The sequence below is a fragment of the Paracoccus sp. (in: a-proteobacteria) genome (assembly GCF_047973135.1).
Classification (GTDB): Bacteria; Pseudomonadota; Alphaproteobacteria; order Rhodobacterales; family Rhodobacteraceae; genus Paracoccus.
Map to the genome: position 1 here is coordinate 34,541 of NZ_JBKEBL010000028.1, position 15,269 is coordinate 49,809.

Here is a 15,269-nt window from a genome sequence, read left to right on the forward strand (position 1 = left end):
ATCAGGCCGCGCGCGTTTCGGTTTCCTCTTGCACGGCGCGGCGCAGATACAGCCCGAATTCGCCCGCCAGCGCCCCAAGCTTGCCGCGCGTCAGATACATGTTCAGGCAGGCAGGGGGCAAAGGCGGCAGCGCACCGCCATGCGGAACCTCGGCCAGCCCCTCGCGCAGAAAGGATTTCAGCAGGATGTTGACGCCCTGATCGGCCGCGGTCAGCATCTGGTTGCGTTCGCATCCACCAATGCCCAAAACATGTTTCCACGCGATCCCGGCGCAGTCCAGCGCATCGGTCCCCATTTTCAGAAAGGCGCAGAACAGCCCGTTTGCCAGCGGCAGCGGGCGCTGATGCCACGCTGTGCCCCCGGTCGCCCCCACCCAGATCAGCGGGATCTGCATCAGCATGATCCCATCGCGGCCGCAATCGGCCTCGGTCGTCAGGATCACGTCCAGATCATCGCGCTCGAACTGCTTGCGCAGGTCGATGCTGACGCCGTCGGTCAGGATCATCTCGACATTCTGATGATTTTCGCGGAACCGCCGGACGGCACGGGTGAAATGCAGGGTCGGCCAGTCGGTCGTCAGCCCGACGCGCAGCCGGCAATCGGGCCGCACCCCGGTAAAGCGCGCGATGATCGCGTCGTTCTGCGCCACCAGCTTGCGGCTTTCGGTCAGCAGAAGCTGGGCAAAATCGGTCAGCACAATCCCCCGCCCCTGCTTTTCCAGCAGAGGCTGCGCAAAGACCTCTTCCAGCCGCTTGATCTGCATCGACAGCGCGCTTTGGGTCATGTTCAGCGCCTCGGCCGCACGTGTCACCGCGCCATATTCCGCCACCGCCTGAAGGGATCGCAGCGTGGCAATGTCCAGATTTCGCATTGTTCACCCCTGCTGATGAATCGGATCAGGAACATTCATTTTACGAATGCGTCCTGCCCCGCCATCATATCAATATGAAAGATGAATTGGAAAGAATTATTCATCCAGATTGATGATACGACCTATCAGGGAAATTGAACGATGACCGCCAAATCAACCGCCATGCTGCGCATCCTGACCGGTCAGGGCCTTGTGCCCCGGCCCGGCTGGATGGAACGCATCCTGACCATGTTCGACCTGCGCAAGACCCGCATCGACCTGTCCCGGCTGACCGACGAACAGTTGCACGACATCGGCCTGACCCGCGACGAGGTCGAGGAAGAACTGTCGCGCAGGATGTGGGACGTGCCGCCGAACTGGCGCCGCCACTAATCCGTTTCGACCGGCGGACCGAAACGGCTGATCATGCGGGTGCGGATCTGGTCGCGGGCCTGACGGTAATGGTTCAGTTTGGCCTCGCGCGCCTCGGCCAGCCCGGTCGGGTCCATGATCGGCCAGTATTCCACATCCAGATGGTAAACGCGGGTCATTTCCAGCGCCAGACGCTGACTGGCGGGGGACAGCGCGACGATCAGGTCGAACCCGCCCAGATCGTCGCCCCAATCCTGCATTTCCTCGAAGCTGCGGCTGCGATGATCGGACAGCGCCACGCCGATTTCATCGCAGACAGCCACGGCAAAGCCGTCGATCTCCATATCGTTCCTGACCCCCGCCGATTGCACATAGGCGGAATGGCCATAGAATTTCTTCATCATCCCCTCGGCCATGGGCGAGCGGACGGCGTTATGGTCGCAGCAAAACAGCACCGCATGAGGGAACTTGCCCTGCGTCATGCCGTCATCCCTGCGGAAGAAGGGCGCAGATCAGGGTGAACAGGCGTCGCGCGGTGTCGATGTCCAGATCGGCCTTGCCTTCCAGCCTTTCCTGCAAGGTGCGCGCGCCTTCGTTGTGGATGCCCCGCCGCGCCATGTCGATGGCCTCGATCTGGGCTGGGGGCAGTTTCTTGACCGCGTCGAAATAGCTTTCGAAGATCTGGAAATAATCCTTCACCACCTGCAGGAACGTACCAAGGGACAGGTGAAAATCGTCCACCTTCTCGCCCGGTTAGGTGGTTACTTCAAAGACCAGCCGCACCTCGCGGATCGCAAGATCCAGCGCATAGTGGACATCGGGCGCGGGCTGTCCGTCGCTGCCAGGCACGGCAAAGCTGGTATCCTCGATCAGGTCAAAAATCGCCACGCGGCGTTCCTGCTCCATTTCCGGAGTGGCCGGAGGGATGGCGGAATCGTCGATCTCGATACGGGTCAGATGGCTCATTGGCGGTCCCAGATCAGTTTGGCCACCACAATGGTGCCGATACAGAAAATTGACAGGATATTGGCCAGAATCATCGGCCATTCACCCAGAAGCAAGCCATATACCAGCCACAGCAGCAGCGTGAACAGCAGCAGCAGATTGGTGCCAAGCGACAGGTCGCGGACCTCGCGGCTGCGCAGCGTCTTGGCCAGTTGCGGCAGCCAGCACAACGTCCCCAGAATCGCGGCCAGAAAGCCGATGACGTCAGTCAGGGCCATGCGCGCCCCCGTCGTTCAGCGCCGCCAGCCGCGCCCCGACCGAGGCACCATGCGCCTGCAACCCCTCGGACGCGGCCAGCCGCATCGCAGCCGGGCCGATCGACGCCAGCGCGCCGGGGGTCATCCGCGCGATGGTCGTGCGCTTGAGGAAATCCATCACCGACAGTCCTGACGAAAACCGCGCTGACCGGGCCGTGGGCAGGACGTGATTCGGCCCGCTGACATAATCACCCACCGCCTCGGGCGTATAGGCGCCCAGAAAGATCGCCCCGGCATGGACGCATTTCGCGGCCAGCGCCTCGGGGTCATCGACGCACAGTTCCAGATGTTCGGGGGCGATGCGGTTCGACAGGGCGGCGGCCTCGTCCAGATCGCGGGCGATGATGATCGTGCCATAGTCGCGCCAGCTTGCCCCGGCGATTTCCGCACGCGGCAAGGTCGGCAGGATGCGGTCCACCGCCCCCGCGACCGCATGCCCCAGCGCGGGATCGGTGGTGATCAGGATCGACTGCGCATCGGCGTCATGTTCGGCCTGCGCCAGCAGATCCCAGGCCAGCCAGTCGGGATTCTGCGCCCCCTCGGCGATGACCAGAACCTCGGAGGGACCGGCGATCATGTCGATGCCGACCCTGCCGAATACCTGCCGCTTGGCCGCCGCGACATAGGCGTTGCCCGGCCCGGTGATCTTGTCCACCGCCGTTATCGTGGCGGTACCATAGGCCATCGCCGCGATCGCCTGCGCGCCACCGATGCGATAAATCTCGTCCACCCCGGCTAGCTGCGCCGCCAGCAGCACCAGCGGATTGACCACCCCGCCCGGCGTCGGCACACAGATGACCAGTCGCCCGACCCCGGCGACCCGCGCCGGAATGGCGTTCATCAGCACCGATGACGGATAGGCCGCCTGCCCGCCCGGCACATACAGACCCGCTGCCGAAACCGGCGTCCAGCGCCAGCCCAACATCGCGCCCTGCGCATCGGTCCAGCTTTCATCCAAGGGCATCTGCCGGGTGTGATAGGCGCGGATACGGTCCGCCGCCAGGGTCAGCGCCTCGCGATCCATGGCCGAGATCCGCGCGGTTTCGGCGGCGATCACGTCCGGGGAAAAGCGCAGCCGGTCCGGTGTCAGTTCCAGCCGGTCGAACCGCGCCGTCAGATCGCACAGAACGGCATCGCCCCCGGCCCGGACATCGGCGATGATCCGCGCGACGACATCGTTCACATCGCTGGCATCCTCGCGTTTGGCCGACAGCATGTCGGCAAAACGCGCGTTGAAATCGGAATCTGACGTGTTCAGTGTGACCGGCATGGATTTCCTCTGCTTCCGCGTCTTGTTAGCGGCAAGCCGCCGCAGCCTCAAGTTCGCACCGGACTTGCAAAGGGCCTGACGCGCGATCTGTCCTTAAAACTACCTCGCCGATACAGACGAGAACTTGCCAAGCGTCGCCGCACGCGCGATTCACGGCGCTAACATAACCGTGATTCTGTCCGGCGGGCGGCCGGACCGGCACAAAACGAAGGGCCCGCAGCATGACATCAACCGCAACTGACAGGGAAATCGCGTCGCAACCCGGCATCTGGGAAAGCTGGTCGCAGGAATTGCCCGGAATCGCGCAGGATGTCCGGGGCTGGATCGCGACGATTGCGCCCGACGAGATCTGGCTTTGCGGGGCCGGTACTTCGGCCTTTATCGGCGATTCGCTGGCTGTAGCCCTTGGCCGCACGGGCCACAGGGTGCGCGCCATTCCGACCACCGATCTGGTTGCGCGTCCGCAGGATTACGTCCGCGATGGGTTGCGCCCGCTGGTCGTGTCTTTCGGACGCAGCGGCAACAGCTCTGAAAGCATCGGCACGCTGGATATTCTTGACCGGCTGGCCCCCGGCGCAGCGAGGCTGAACATCACCTGCAACGCCACCAGCGCGCTGGCCACGCGCGAGCCTGCCAATGGCGGCGCGCAGCGGGTGATCACCCTGCCAGATGCCTGCCACGATTCCGGCTTTGCCATGACCTCCAGCTATACGACGATGCTGCTGACGGCGCTGGCCTGTCTGGATGACGATTGCCCGACCGGCGATCTGGCGGCGCGCGGCGCACAACTGGCCGCTGCCGCCCGCACGTTGCTGGCCCTGCCGCTTGCGCCCGCCCGGCCCGAACGCGTGGTCTTTCTGGGCGCGGGGCCGTTTCTTGGCTCGGCGCGGGAATCGGCGCTGAAGGTGCTGGAACTGACGGCGGGCAGGGTCACGACATCATGGGACAGCACGCTTGGGTTCCGCCATGGTCCCAAGGCGGTGATCGACGACCGGACGGCGGTGTATATCCTGCTGTCCGCCGATCCGCTGACCCGCAAATACGATCAGGACATCGCCACCGAGATCCGCGCGCAATTCCCGGCGGTCAGCGTCACGACGATGGGCCGCGCCATGCCGGACACCGACGCACCGGATATACCGTTCGGGACCGGACTGGACGATGTCTGGAACACGCCCATCGCCGTGCTGGTGGCGCAGCGCCTTGCCGTCGCCTGGTCCAAATCGCTGGATCTGAACGTGGACGACCCGTTCTTCGGACGCAACCTGACGCGGGTGGTGGCGAATGTCCGGCTGTATTCCTGATCCGCATGGCGCGATCTCGGCAGGGATCGACCTGGGCGGCACCAAGATCGAGGCCGCGCTGTTCGGCCCGGATGCCACCCCGCTGACGGCACGCCGCCGCCCGACCCCGCGCGCATCCTACGAGGCGCTGCTGGACGCCCTCGTGCAAGAGGTCGAGGGGCTGCGTTCGGCCTCGGGCCGGGACGATCTGCCGGTGGGCATCGGCATGCCGGGGCTGGTCGATGCGCAGACCGGCGTGGCCGTCACCGCGAACCTGCCCGCCAACGGGCAGCGGCTGGCGCATGATCTGGCGGCGCGGGCCGGGGGCCATATCGTCACCGCGAATGACTGCAAGTGCTTTGCCCTGTCCGAGGCCAATGGTGGTGCGGGTCAGGGATATGGCCGCGTTTTCGGCCTGATCCTTGGCACCGGGCTGGGGGGCGGCCTGTGTCAGGACGGGCGGCTGGTTCTGGGCCATAACGGACTGCCGGGCGAAATCGGCCATTACGGCCTGCCCGCGCATCTGATCCAGCGTCACGGCCTGCCGCTGCTGCCTTGCGGCTGCGGGCGCACCGGCTGCACCGAAACCCTCATTTCGGGCACAGGCATGGCGCAGCTTGCCCGCGCCATTCTGGGCATCGACCGCTCTGCGCCCGAGATCGCGGCAACCCCCGACGATCCCGGCAATGCCCGCGTGCTGCAAATCTGGACCGAACTGGCGGCCGAACTGCTGCATACGATCCAGTTGCATATCGACCCCGACTGCATCGTTCTGGGCGGTGGGCTGTCGCGGATCGGCGGGCTTGCACCGCGCCTTGCCGGGGGGCTGACCCGCGCAGCGTTGCCATCCCTGCGCCAACCCGCCATTCTGACCCCCCGTTTCGGCGACAGCAGCGGCACCCGAGGGGCCGCGATCCTGGCGCTTCACTCCGACAAGGACCGGACCCGATGAATATCACTGCCCATACAGTGGCGCAAAACCGCGCCGGAACCGCTGTCGCGCTGGCCTCGGTCTGCTCGGCCCAGCCGGATGTGCTGGCCGCCTCGCTGCTGCTGGCGCAGCAGCATCAGCAGCCGATCCTGGTCGAGGCGACCAGCAATCAGGTCAACCAGTTCGGCGGCTATACCGGTATGACACCCGCCGATTTCATCGCCTGGGTCCGCGACATGGCGCGCGATCTGGGCGTCGATCCGACGCTGGTCGCATTCGGAGGCGATCATCTGGGGCCGCAGGTCTGGCGGGCCGAACCCGCCGATGCAGCGATGGCAAAGGCCGCCGATCTGATGCGCGCCTATGTCGAGGCGGGTTTCACCAAAATCCATCTGGATTGCTCAGAGGGCTGCGCGGGCGAAGCCGCGCAGGTGGATGACGACACCAGCGCCATCCGCGCCGCCGCCCTTGCAGCGGTGTGCGAGGCGCACGCCCCCGACCCCTCGGCGTTGTGCTATGTCGTCGGTACCGAGGTGCCGCCCCCCGGCGGTGCCCGGATCGAGGAAGAAGGTCAGGCCATCATCCCCACGCGCCCCGACCGCGCCGCGCATACGCTGGCCCGCCACAGGGCCGCATTCGCGGAACTGGACCTGTCGGCAGCCTGGGACCGCGTCGTCGGGCTGGTCGTGCAGCCGGGGCTGGAATTTGCGCCTACCCATGTGGACCGCTTCGACATGACCGCGCCCGACCACCTGTCCGCCGCGCTGGAAGGCACGACCGGCATCGCATTCGAGGCGCATTCGACCGATTACCAGCATGACGAGGTCTTTCCCGAACTGGCCCGGCGGCATTTCGCGGTGCTCAAGGTCGGCCCGGCACTGACCTTCGCCTATCGTCAGGCGCTCTATGCGCTGGACCACCTGTCGGCCCGGCTGGATTCCACCCGCGACGGAATGGAACTGAGCCGCGTGATGGAGTCGCTGATGCAGGCCAAGCCGGCCCATTGGCAAAAACACTATCACGGCGACGAGGCCAGCCTGCGCCTGCAACGCCATTTCGGCTATGCCGACCGGATCCGGTACTACTGGCCCGAGGCGCGGGCGCAGCAGGCGGTCGGGTCGCTGCTGGCCGCGCTGACCAGCCCCGCCCCCCTGCCCCTGCGCGAGCAGTATTTCGCGCCGCAAGTGATCACCCGCGCCGAAGCACTTGAAGCAAAGGGCATGCAATGGGCCAAGGCACTGATCCGGGCGCAGATCCAGCAGGCGCTGGCTCCCTATCTGGTGGCCCGGTAACGGGACCGCGCCTGACCAGCCAGCCATGGTGTAACGGCACCGCCGCGAATTTGCGTCCCGCGGTGGCCGGGGGCGCTGCGCCCCCCGGACCCCCCGCTTGCCGCGCTGGGGCAGACCACAGTGCCCGTCGGCGCAGGTGGTCGGTGGCAGGACCTTGACGCCATTCCAAAGACACTGCGCATGAAAACATCATCCGCTACGCCTGCACCGCCCAGACTTTACCAAACCCGACCGCTACCAATGGCGTAGTTGCATCACCTCCCTTGGGTGCTAACGTACCGGAACCAACAATCTGTTGACGGAGGACAACCGATGACCTGGACTGCCCCGAAGCTTGAAGAAGTGAACTGCGGCATGGAGATCAACATGTACGCCCCGGCCGAAGACGAGCGTCGCGACGACGATCTGTTCTGATCCGCCGCCGGGCAGACCATGCGGTTTCTGGTGCTGGGCGCTGCGGCAGGCGGAGGTTTGCCGCAGTGGAATTGCGGATGCCGCAATTGCGTGGATGCCCGCGCGGGCCGGATAGCGCCTGCGACGCAATCTTCGCTGGCCGTGTCGCTGGACGGGCGCGACTGGGCGGTGTTGAACGCCTCGCCCGACATCCGGTCGCAGATGCAGCATTGCCCGCAGATGCACCCTCGGGGACCACGCGATACGCCTCTGGCGTCGGTCCTGCTGACAAATGGCGATATCGACCATATCGCGGGCCTGTTGTCACTGCGCGAGCAGACACCCTTCGTGATTCATGCCACAGGCGAGATTCTTGCGCTGCTGGCGGCGAACCGGGTGTTCGATGCGTTGTCTCCCGGCAAGGTCAGCCGCCGGCATATTGCGATGGGCAGCCCTTTCCCGATCCTGCCGGGTCTGATGGCCGAGATTTTCGCCGTTCCCGGAAAGATCCCTCTGTTCATGGAAGAGGGTCCGGTGCGCACCGATCTGATGGGCGAACAAACCGTCGGTGTACGCCTGAGCGACGGCGCAAAGACCGCCTGCTATATCCCCGGCTGCGCGGATGTGACCGACGGCCTGATCGCGCAGCTTGGCGATGTGGATCACCTGTTTTTCGACGGCACCCTGTGGAGCGATGACGAGATGATCCGCGCCGGTCTGGGCGCGAAAACCGGCAGGCGCATGGGTCATGTACCGATCAGCGGACCGGATGGATCAATCTCGCGGCTGGCCGGGCTGCGGGCAGGCAAGACATTCGTTCACATCAACAACACCAACCCCGTCTGGCGACCCGACAGCCCCGAGCGCGCTTTGGCGCAGGCGCAGGGCTGGCAAATCGCCTTTGACGGCATGGAGGTCGCGATATGACCGCGCATGACCGCAGGGCCGTGACGAAATCCGAACTGGAGGCGCGGCTGCGTGCCATCGGGGCAGAGCGTTACCACGACAAACACCCCTTTCACCACCGCCTGCACGAGGGGCGCTGCACGCCCGACGAGGTGCGGGCATGGGTTATCAACCGTTGGGCCTATCAGGCGGCAATCCCGATGAAGGACGCGGCCTTCCTGTCGCGCTGCGACGATCCGCAGATGCGCCGCGCCTGGCGCAGCCGGATCGAGGATCACGATGGCGGCATCACCGAAGGCGGGGGTCTGCGCCGCTGGCTGCGACTGGCCGAGGCGGTGGGGCTTGACCCGGATTATGTCGCCTCGGGCCGGGGCGTCCTGCCCGCGACGCGCTTTGCCGTCGATGCCTATATCCGTTACGTGCGGGACATGCCGCTGTTGCAGGCGGTGGCCTCGTCCCTGACCGAACTTTTCGCGCCCGCGATCCATGAACGCCGGATCGAGGGGCTGCTGCAACATTACGATTTCGCCAATGCCGACAGCCTGTCCTATTTCAGCACCCGCCTGAACGAGGCCCCGAAGGACGTGCAATACGGTCTGGCCTGGGTACTGGATCATGCCGATACACCCGACAAGGCCGATGCCGCCTGTCAGGCGTTGATCTTCAAGACCGAAGTGCTGTGGGCACAGCTTGACGCGATCTGGGCGGCCTATGTCGAACCGGCGCGCATTCCGCCCGGCGCATGGCGTCCCGGTGAGGGGCATCCCGACGGGGGGCTGGCGTGACGGATCTGTCGCTTACGCCCGATGACCGTCCCTGCCTGCCGCGCGGGGTGCGCATGGCTGACGACCGGGTGCGCGGCGGCAAGGTTCTGCTGGCCCCGGAAAAGGTCATCGCGCTGGATGCCATCGGCGAGGCGATCCTGTCGCGGGTGGATGGCCGCACAAGCTTTGCCGGGATCGTGGACGATCTGGCCGCTACCTATGCCGCACCGCGTGACCGGATCGAACAGGACGTGCAGCGTTTCCTGACGACGCTGCGCGCCCGCGTCTTTGTCACGGTCAGCAAATGACCGCGCCGCCCCCCATCGCGATGCTGGCCGAACTGACCCATCGCTGTCCGCTGGCCTGCCCCTATTGCTCGAACCCGGGGGAGTTGCAGGGCCGCGAGGCGGACCTGGACACGACGACATGGGCCGACGCCTTCCGGCAGGCCGCCGCTCTGGGCGTGCTGCAACTGCATCTGTCGGGGGGCGAGCCCGCATCCCGCGCCGATCTGGCCGATTTGACCGGCGCGGCGCATGAGGCCGGGCTTTACACCAACCTGATCACCAGTGGCATCGGCCTGACGCCTGCCCGGCTGGACGCGCTGGAGACCGCCGGACTGGACCATATCCAGCTTTCGCTGCAAGGGACGAATGCCGTGCTGGCCGACCGGATCGGCGGCTACAGGGGCGGCTTTGACCGCAAGATGCGGCTGGCCGCCGAAATCGGCGCGCGCGGCATCCCGCTGACCCTGAACGCCGTCATGCACCGGCACAATCTGGACGATCTGGAGGCGACCATCGCCATCGCGCTGGAAATGGGGGCGCGGCGGCTGGAGGTTGCCTGCGTGCAGTTCCATGGCTGGGCGGCGCTGAACCGCGCGCAGCTTTTGCCGACGCGGGCGCAGACCGAGGCCGCCAAAGCCATTGTCGCCCGCGAACAGGGACGGCTGCGCGGCGTGATGGCCTTTGATTTCGTGCCGCCAGACTATTACTCGGACTATCCCAAGGCCTGCATGGGGGGCTGGGGCAGCAGCGGGCTGAACGTGACGCCCGATGGCACCGTACTGCCCTGCCACGCCGCGCAGACCATCCCGCATCTACATTTTGACAACCTGCGCGACCGGTCCCTGACCGAGATCTGGCATGACAGCGCAGCCTTCAACGCCTATCGCGGCACCGACTGGCTGCCCGAGCCCTGTCAGGGCTGCGACCGCCGGGATGTGGATTTCGGCGGCTGCCGCTGTCAGGCGCTGGCGCTGGCGGGCGATGCGGGGGCGACCGATCCGGTCTGCCACAAATCGCCGCATCATGGGGCCGTGCTGGAATTGCTGGCTGAAACGGCGAAAGGCGACGCGCCGTTCCGTTATCGCCGCGCGGCAGGGCAGACCACCTGACTTGGCATTTTTGCAAATCATCTTTGCCGATTTTCCCCTTTTGACGGCATTTTCGCAAGGCTATGCTTGGCTCAACCACGCAAAGGAGGATGCGATGAAAGAGATTCATCACTGGGTCGATGGCAAGGAATACAAGGGCCGCTCGGGGCGGTTCTCGGATGTCTACAACCCTGCCACGGGCGAGGTTCAAGCAAGGCTGTCGCTGGCCACCAAGGCCGAACTGGACGCCGCCGTCGCCAGCGCCGCCGAGGCGCAACGGGAATGGGGCGCAACAAACCCGCAGCGCCGCGCGCGGGTGATGATGAAATTCGTCGATCTGCTGAACCGCGACATGGACAAGCTGGCCGAGGCGTTGTCATCGGAACATGGCAAGACCTTCCCCGACGCCAAAGGCGATGTGCAGCGCGGGCTTGAGGTGATCGAATTTTGTATCGGCGCGCCCCATCTGCTGAAAGGCGAATTCACCGACAGCGCCGGTCCTGGCATCGACATGTATTCCATGCGCCAGCCGCTTGGGGTCGTCGCCGGGATCACGCCGTTCAACTTTCCGGCGATGATCCCGCTGTGGAAAATGGGCCCCGCCCTTTCGGCGGGCAATGCGATGATCCTGAAACCGTCCGAGCGTGACCCCTCGGTTCCGCTGATGCTGGCCGCGCTGCTGCAAGAGGCGGGGCTGCCCGATGGCGTGTTGCAGGTGATCAATGGCGACAAGGAAAGCGTCGATGCGATTCTGGACAACCCGGTCATTCAGGCCGTGGGTTTCGTCGGCTCGACCCCCATCGCGCAATATATCTATGAACGCGCGGCGGCAACGGGCAAGCGCGCGCAGTGCTTTGGCGGTGCCAAGAACCACATGATCATCATGCCGGATGCCGATCTGGATCAGGCGGCCGATGCGCTGGTCGGCGCGGGTTACGGCGCGGCGGGCGAACGCTGCATGGCGATCTCGGTTGCGGTGCCAGTGGGTGACAAGACCGCCGATGCGCTGATCGAACGGCTGGTGCCCCGGATCGAAAAGCTGAAAGTCGGGCCGTGGACGGCGGGCAACGATGTCGATTACGGCCCCGTCGTGACCCGCGCCGCGCGTGAAAATATCCTGCGGCTGGTTCAATCCGGCATAGATCAGGGGGCGGAACTGGTCGTCGATGGCCGCGATTTCAAGCTGCAAGGCTATGAGAACGGCTTTTTCGTCGGCCCGCATCTGTTCGACCGCGTGACCCCCGACATGGAAATCTACAAGACCGAGATTTTCGGCCCCGTCCTGTCCACCATCCGCGCGAAAACCTATGAAGAGGCGATCGGGCTGGCGCTTGACCACGAATATGGCAACGGCACCGCGATCTTTACCCGCGATGGAGACACCGCCCGCGATTTCGCCAGCCGCATCAATATCGGCATGGTCGGCATCAACGTTCCCATCCCCGTGCCTCTGGCCTATCACACTTTCGGCGGATGGAAGAAGTCGGGCTTCGGCGACCTCAACCAGCACGGCCCTGATGCCTTTCGCTTCTACACCCGCACCAAGACGGTCACGGCGCGCTGGCCCTCGGGGATCAAGGAAGGCGGAGAGTTCAGTTTCCGCGCAATGGACTGATACCAACGGCCCTCGGGATCACCCGTACCCGCCGACACCGCCGCCCTGCCATCCGTGCCCGGCACCGGGCCAGCGGACGATTGCGGGGGGCGGCCTCTGAGGGCCGGGGTCAACGCCGTTATGGTGCCGCACGGAGGGCGCCCGGCGGTGCAATCCGCCTTGATAGCGGGCCGGGTCTACCGTGCCATCGCCGCAAGACCAGACCTTCGGGAACAGTCATTTGTCCGCGCAGCATCAGCGTGAAATCAAAAGCTTATAGCCTGACGGCATAGTCAGAATAAAGTCGTCAGGCTATATGGCTCAAGCATCGTCACGGAAAACCATCTGCGTCAGATATGCAGCGCCTGTCCACGGGCTTTCATCGTGGCCTCCTGGACCGTTTCGCCCAGAGTCGGATGAGCGTGGATCGTTTCGGCGATGTCGGTCAGTGTTGCCGCCATTTCAAGCGCCAGCGCGAATTCACCCGCCAGTTCCGACACACCGGGGCCAACTGCCTGAATACCCGTAACAAGCCCCGAGGATTTGCGGAACACGATCCTTACGAAGCCGTCGTCGCGGCCCAAGGTCATCGCGCGGCCATTGCCGGCAAAGGGGAACAGCGCGGTTTCTTCGTCCGGCGCGTTGCCGGGCAACTTGCCGACGGTCACGATTTCCGGATCGGTATAGCAGACCGCCGGAATCGCGCGCTTGTCCCATCGGGCGGCAGAGCCCGACAGGATCCCCGCGACAAGCGCGCCCTGCGCCATGGCGCGATGGGCCAGCATCGGGTCGCCCGTCACGTCGCCAATGGCGTAAACACCGCGCATCGAAGTCTGGCAGCGGTCATCAATGGCCAGATACCGCCCGTTCATGGTCAGCCCCAGTTCCTTCAGGCCGAACCCGTCCGTAACCGGCGCGCGGCCCACGGCGACAAGAACCTTGTCCGCCGGAATGTCGCGCGGCTCGTCCCCCATGGTCACGGCCAGGGAACCCCTGGAAAAGCTCGCAGCCCGCGCTCTGGTCAGGACAGTAACGCCAAGCGTCGCCAGCCGCCGCAAGACCGGCTGCGTCAGTTCGGCGTCATATTGCGGCAGGATGCGCGCGGCGGCCTCGACCACTGTGACCTGCGCCCCCAGCTTGGCCATGGCGGTACCGATCTCTAGCCCGATATAGCCGCCGCCCACCACGGCAAGGCGGTCCGGCACTCGATCCAGAGACAGTGCCTCGGTCGAGGACAGGATGTCGCCGCCAAAGGGCAGCGCGGGCAGTTCCTGCGGGCGCGAGCCCGTGGCGATGACGATACGTTCGGCCGCGATGCGAAGGGGGCCATCCGGGCCCGCGACCTCGACCGTCTTGCCATCGACGATCACCGCCCGGCCCGCGATCACCCGCACTGCCGCCTTTTTCAGCAGGGCGCCGACACCTCCGGTCAGCCGCGCGACGATTCCGTCTTTCCACGCGACGGTTTGGCCCAGATCGATGGCTGGCGGTGCGGTGGTGATGCCAAGCGCATTCGGGCGCGAAAGGCCCGCCGCGATGTGAAATTCGTCGGCGGCATGGATCAGCGCCTTCGAGGGGATGCAGCCGACATTCAGGCAGGTTCCGCCGGGGCGGCCTTCATCGACCACGATGGTGTCCAGTCCCGCCTGTCCGGCCCGGATCGCGCAGACATAACCGCCCGGCCCGGCCCCGATGACAAGCAGCTTGCAGGCTTCATGCCGCATCACCCGGCCTCCATGAAAATCAGCGCCGGAGTCTCCAGCAGCTTTTTCATCCGCGCGACAAAGCTGGCGGCATCCCAGCCGTCGATCACCCGGTGATCGAAGCTGGCCGAGATGTTCATCATCTTGCGCGGCACGAATTGCCCGCCGTCCCAGACCGGGCGGATCGCCATCCGGTTGACGCCCAGAATGGCCACCTCGGGGTGGTTGATGATCGGCGTCGTCGCCAGCGCGCCCAGAGGCCCAAGCGAGGTGACAGTGATGGTCGATCCCGTCAGTTCGTCGCGCAATGCCTTGCCGCTGCGCGCGGCCTCGGACAGGCGCAGGATTTCGGCGGCCATGGCAAAGGGGCCAAGCGCCTCGGCGTGGCGCAGGACCGGCACGATCAGCCCGTTTTCGGTCATCGTGGCGATGCCTGCATGAACCGGATCGTGGCGCGTGACGATACCCGCCTCGTCATCGAAATGCGCGTTCATCTCGGGGTGTTTCAGCACCGCGCGGCACAGGGCCGCGACGATGAAGGGCAGCATGGTCAGCTTTGGCTGCTCGCCCCGGTCCGCGTTCAACGCCGCCCGCAGATCCTCGATGGCTGTGACGTCAATTTCCTCGATCACCGTGATATGCGGGATGCGCGCATTGGCCAGCGACATGCGGTCGGCGATCTTGCGGCGCAGGCCGATGACACGGATGTCCTGCCGCCCCTCGCGCCGCGCCCCGCCCGGCACGGGGGCGGGACCGGCGGCAAAGACCGCGTCCAGATCGGCTGTCGTGATCCGCCCCGCCGGGCCCGAGCCCGCCACCTGCCGCAGGTCAATCCCGGCCTCGCGGGCGCGGGCACGGACCACGGGCGAGGCCAGCGGTGCCTGACCTTCGGGACGCGGTGCGCGGGGGGCCTGCTGCGCGGGGGGCTGCGGTTTCGGCGGCTTGGGCATGGGCGGCGGCGGGGTGTCTGGCCTTGCACGGGTTTCCCCGGCTTCGGCGGGTTCGGCGGGGCGGGCGGCCTCGCTGCCTTCGCCGTCATGTTCGATCGTGACCAGATCTGCTCCGACCGCGACCGTATCTCCGATTGCCGCCCCGAGGGACAGGATGGTTCCGGTATAGAGGCTGGGGATTTCCACGGTCGCCTTGTCGGTCATGACGGCGGCCAGAACATCATCCTCGCGCACGACATCGCCGGGTTTCACATGCCATTCGACCAGTTCCACCTGTGCCACGCCTTCGCCGACATCGGGGATGCGAATGCTGGAAATCGCCAT

At 65.6% G+C, this 15,269-nt stretch carries 16 protein-coding genes and 1 pseudogene; 10 read left to right on the plus strand and 7 right to left on the minus strand.

From position 1 onward, the window contains the following. Window position 1 precedes the first annotated feature (1 nt). Window positions 2-871, minus strand: coding sequence for a LysR family transcriptional regulator (locus tag ACK5L9_RS02350; RefSeq protein ID WP_416909840.1), 870 nt, complete (start codon window positions 869-871; stop codon window positions 2-4). A 141-nt stretch (window positions 872-1,012) separates the two neighbouring features. Here ACK5L9_RS02350 and ACK5L9_RS02355 point away from each other — a divergent pair, with 141 nt between their 5' ends. Then, window positions 1,013-1,243 (plus strand): DUF1127 domain-containing protein, encoded by a 231-nt coding sequence (locus ACK5L9_RS02355; RefSeq protein ID WP_416909841.1) that lies wholly within the window; start codon window positions 1,013-1,015, stop codon window positions 1,241-1,243. Here the strand turns inward: ACK5L9_RS02355 and ACK5L9_RS02360 are convergent. From ACK5L9_RS02360 to hisD, 4 genes and pseudogenes are all read right to left on the minus strand, one after another. Beyond that, the gene (locus tag ACK5L9_RS02360; protein WP_416909842.1) at window positions 1,240-1,704 is read right to left on the minus strand and encodes a low molecular weight phosphatase family protein; all 465 of its coding nucleotides are present in this window, start codon (window positions 1,702-1,704) and stop codon (window positions 1,240-1,242) included. The genes ACK5L9_RS02355 and ACK5L9_RS02360 overlap by 4 nt on opposite strands. Window positions 1,705-1,708: 4 nt before the next feature. Then, a pseudogene (locus ACK5L9_RS02365) lies at window positions 1,709-2,188 on the minus strand (UPF0262 family protein). Further along, the gene (locus tag ACK5L9_RS02370) at window positions 2,185-2,445 is read right to left on the minus strand and encodes a SemiSWEET family sugar transporter (protein WP_416909843.1); all 261 of its coding nucleotides are present in this window, start codon (window positions 2,443-2,445) and stop codon (window positions 2,185-2,187) included. Before ACK5L9_RS02370 ends, ACK5L9_RS02365 begins: the two are co-directional and overlap by 4 nt. Continuing rightward, complete coding sequence (gene hisD / locus ACK5L9_RS02375) at window positions 2,432-3,754, minus strand: histidinol dehydrogenase (protein ID WP_416909844.1); 1,323 nt, start codon at window positions 3,752-3,754, stop codon at window positions 2,432-2,434. The genes ACK5L9_RS02370 and hisD overlap by 14 nt, the downstream gene beginning before the upstream one ends. Before the next feature lie 221 nt (window positions 3,755-3,975). Between hisD and ACK5L9_RS02380 the strand changes: the two genes are divergently transcribed. The 9 genes from ACK5L9_RS02380 to ACK5L9_RS02420 all read left to right on the plus strand — a co-directional run bounded on the left by ACK5L9_RS02380 (window position 3,976) and on the right by ACK5L9_RS02420 (window position 12,313). After that, a complete protein-coding gene (locus ACK5L9_RS02380) occupies window positions 3,976-5,058 on the plus strand; it encodes an SIS domain-containing protein (protein WP_416909845.1) in 1,083 nt (360 codons plus the stop codon). Next, entirely contained in the window at window positions 5,039-5,989 is a 951-nt protein-coding gene (locus ACK5L9_RS02385; protein ID WP_416909846.1) for an ROK family protein, read from the plus strand. The genes ACK5L9_RS02380 and ACK5L9_RS02385 overlap by 20 nt, the downstream gene beginning before the upstream one ends. Beyond that, entirely contained in the window at window positions 5,986-7,260 is a 1,275-nt protein-coding gene (locus ACK5L9_RS02390) for a class II D-tagatose-bisphosphate aldolase non-catalytic subunit (protein WP_416909847.1), read from the plus strand. The genes ACK5L9_RS02385 and ACK5L9_RS02390 overlap by 4 nt, the downstream gene beginning before the upstream one ends. A 312-nt stretch (window positions 7,261-7,572) precedes the next feature. Next, a complete protein-coding gene (pqqA, locus tag ACK5L9_RS02395; protein WP_416909848.1) occupies window positions 7,573-7,674 on the plus strand; it encodes a pyrroloquinoline quinone precursor peptide PqqA in 102 nt (33 codons plus the stop codon). 18 nt (window positions 7,675-7,692) lie between these two features. After that, window positions 7,693-8,580, plus strand: coding sequence for a pyrroloquinoline quinone biosynthesis protein PqqB (gene pqqB, locus ACK5L9_RS02400; protein ID WP_416909849.1), 888 nt, complete (start codon window positions 7,693-7,695; stop codon window positions 8,578-8,580). Beyond that, window positions 8,577-9,344 carry a pyrroloquinoline-quinone synthase PqqC gene (pqqC, locus tag ACK5L9_RS02405; RefSeq protein WP_416909850.1) on the plus strand — a complete coding sequence of 256 codons (768 nt, stop codon included), beginning with the start codon at window positions 8,577-8,579 and terminating at the stop codon, window positions 9,342-9,344. The genes pqqB and pqqC overlap by 4 nt, the downstream gene beginning before the upstream one ends. Window positions 9,345-9,397: 53 nt before the next feature. Next, the gene (gene pqqD / locus ACK5L9_RS02410; protein WP_416909907.1) at window positions 9,398-9,631 is read left to right on the plus strand and encodes a pyrroloquinoline quinone biosynthesis peptide chaperone PqqD; all 234 of its coding nucleotides are present in this window, start codon (window positions 9,398-9,400) and stop codon (window positions 9,629-9,631) included. Further along, a complete protein-coding gene (pqqE, locus tag ACK5L9_RS02415) occupies window positions 9,628-10,719 on the plus strand; it encodes a pyrroloquinoline quinone biosynthesis protein PqqE (protein WP_416909851.1) in 1,092 nt (363 codons plus the stop codon). Before pqqD ends, pqqE begins: the two co-directional genes overlap by 4 nt. 94 nt (window positions 10,720-10,813) lie before the next feature. Beyond that, window positions 10,814-12,313 (plus strand): CoA-acylating methylmalonate-semialdehyde dehydrogenase, encoded by a 1,500-nt coding sequence (locus ACK5L9_RS02420; RefSeq protein ID WP_416909852.1) that lies wholly within the window; start codon window positions 10,814-10,816, stop codon window positions 12,311-12,313. Window positions 12,314-12,642: 329 nt separating this feature from the next. Here the strand turns inward: ACK5L9_RS02420 and lpdA are convergent, their stop codons facing one another. Both lpdA and ACK5L9_RS02430 read right to left on the minus strand, forming a co-directional pair. Further along, window positions 12,643-14,016 (minus strand): dihydrolipoyl dehydrogenase, encoded by a 1,374-nt coding sequence (gene lpdA, locus ACK5L9_RS02425; protein WP_416909853.1) that lies wholly within the window; start codon window positions 14,014-14,016, stop codon window positions 12,643-12,645. Beyond that, window positions 14,016-15,269, minus strand: coding sequence for a dihydrolipoamide acetyltransferase family protein (locus ACK5L9_RS02430; protein ID WP_416909854.1), 1,254 nt, complete (start codon window positions 15,267-15,269; stop codon window positions 14,016-14,018). Before ACK5L9_RS02430 ends, lpdA begins: the two co-directional genes overlap by 1 nt.

Coding starts and splice junctions, on each gene's coding strand:
- ACK5L9_RS02385 (WP_416909846.1), top strand. CDS start 5,039: ATGTCCGGCTGTATTCCTGATCCGCATGGCGCGATCTCGGCAGGGATC.
- ACK5L9_RS02430 (WP_416909854.1), bottom strand. CDS start 15,269: ATGGCGATTTCCAGCATTCGCATCCCCGATGTCGGCGAAGGCGTGGCA.
- lpdA (WP_416909853.1), bottom strand. CDS start 14,016: ATGCGGCATGAAGCCTGCAAGCTGCTTGTCATCGGGGCCGGGCCGGGC.
- pqqB (WP_416909849.1), top strand. CDS start 7,693: ATGCGGTTTCTGGTGCTGGGCGCTGCGGCAGGCGGAGGTTTGCCGCAG.
- pqqC (WP_416909850.1), top strand. CDS start 8,577: ATGACCGCGCATGACCGCAGGGCCGTGACGAAATCCGAACTGGAGGCG.
- pqqE (WP_416909851.1), top strand. CDS start 9,628: ATGACCGCGCCGCCCCCCATCGCGATGCTGGCCGAACTGACCCATCGC.
- pqqA (WP_416909848.1), top strand. CDS start 7,573: ATGACCTGGACTGCCCCGAAGCTTGAAGAAGTGAACTGCGGCATGGAG.
- ACK5L9_RS02355 (WP_416909841.1), top strand. CDS start 1,013: ATGACCGCCAAATCAACCGCCATGCTGCGCATCCTGACCGGTCAGGGC.
- ACK5L9_RS02350 (WP_416909840.1), bottom strand. CDS start 871: ATGCGAAATCTGGACATTGCCACGCTGCGATCCCTTCAGGCGGTGGCG.
- hisD (WP_416909844.1), bottom strand. CDS start 3,754: ATGCCGGTCACACTGAACACGTCAGATTCCGATTTCAACGCGCGTTTT.
- pqqD (WP_416909907.1), top strand. CDS start 9,398: ATGGCTGACGACCGGGTGCGCGGCGGCAAGGTTCTGCTGGCCCCGGAA.
- ACK5L9_RS02390 (WP_416909847.1), top strand. CDS start 5,986: ATGAATATCACTGCCCATACAGTGGCGCAAAACCGCGCCGGAACCGCT.
- ACK5L9_RS02380 (WP_416909845.1), top strand. CDS start 3,976: ATGACATCAACCGCAACTGACAGGGAAATCGCGTCGCAACCCGGCATC.
- ACK5L9_RS02370 (WP_416909843.1), bottom strand. CDS start 2,445: ATGGCCCTGACTGACGTCATCGGCTTTCTGGCCGCGATTCTGGGGACG.
- ACK5L9_RS02360 (WP_416909842.1), bottom strand. CDS start 1,704: ATGACGCAGGGCAAGTTCCCTCATGCGGTGCTGTTTTGCTGCGACCAT.
- ACK5L9_RS02420 (WP_416909852.1), top strand. CDS start 10,814: ATGAAAGAGATTCATCACTGGGTCGATGGCAAGGAATACAAGGGCCGC.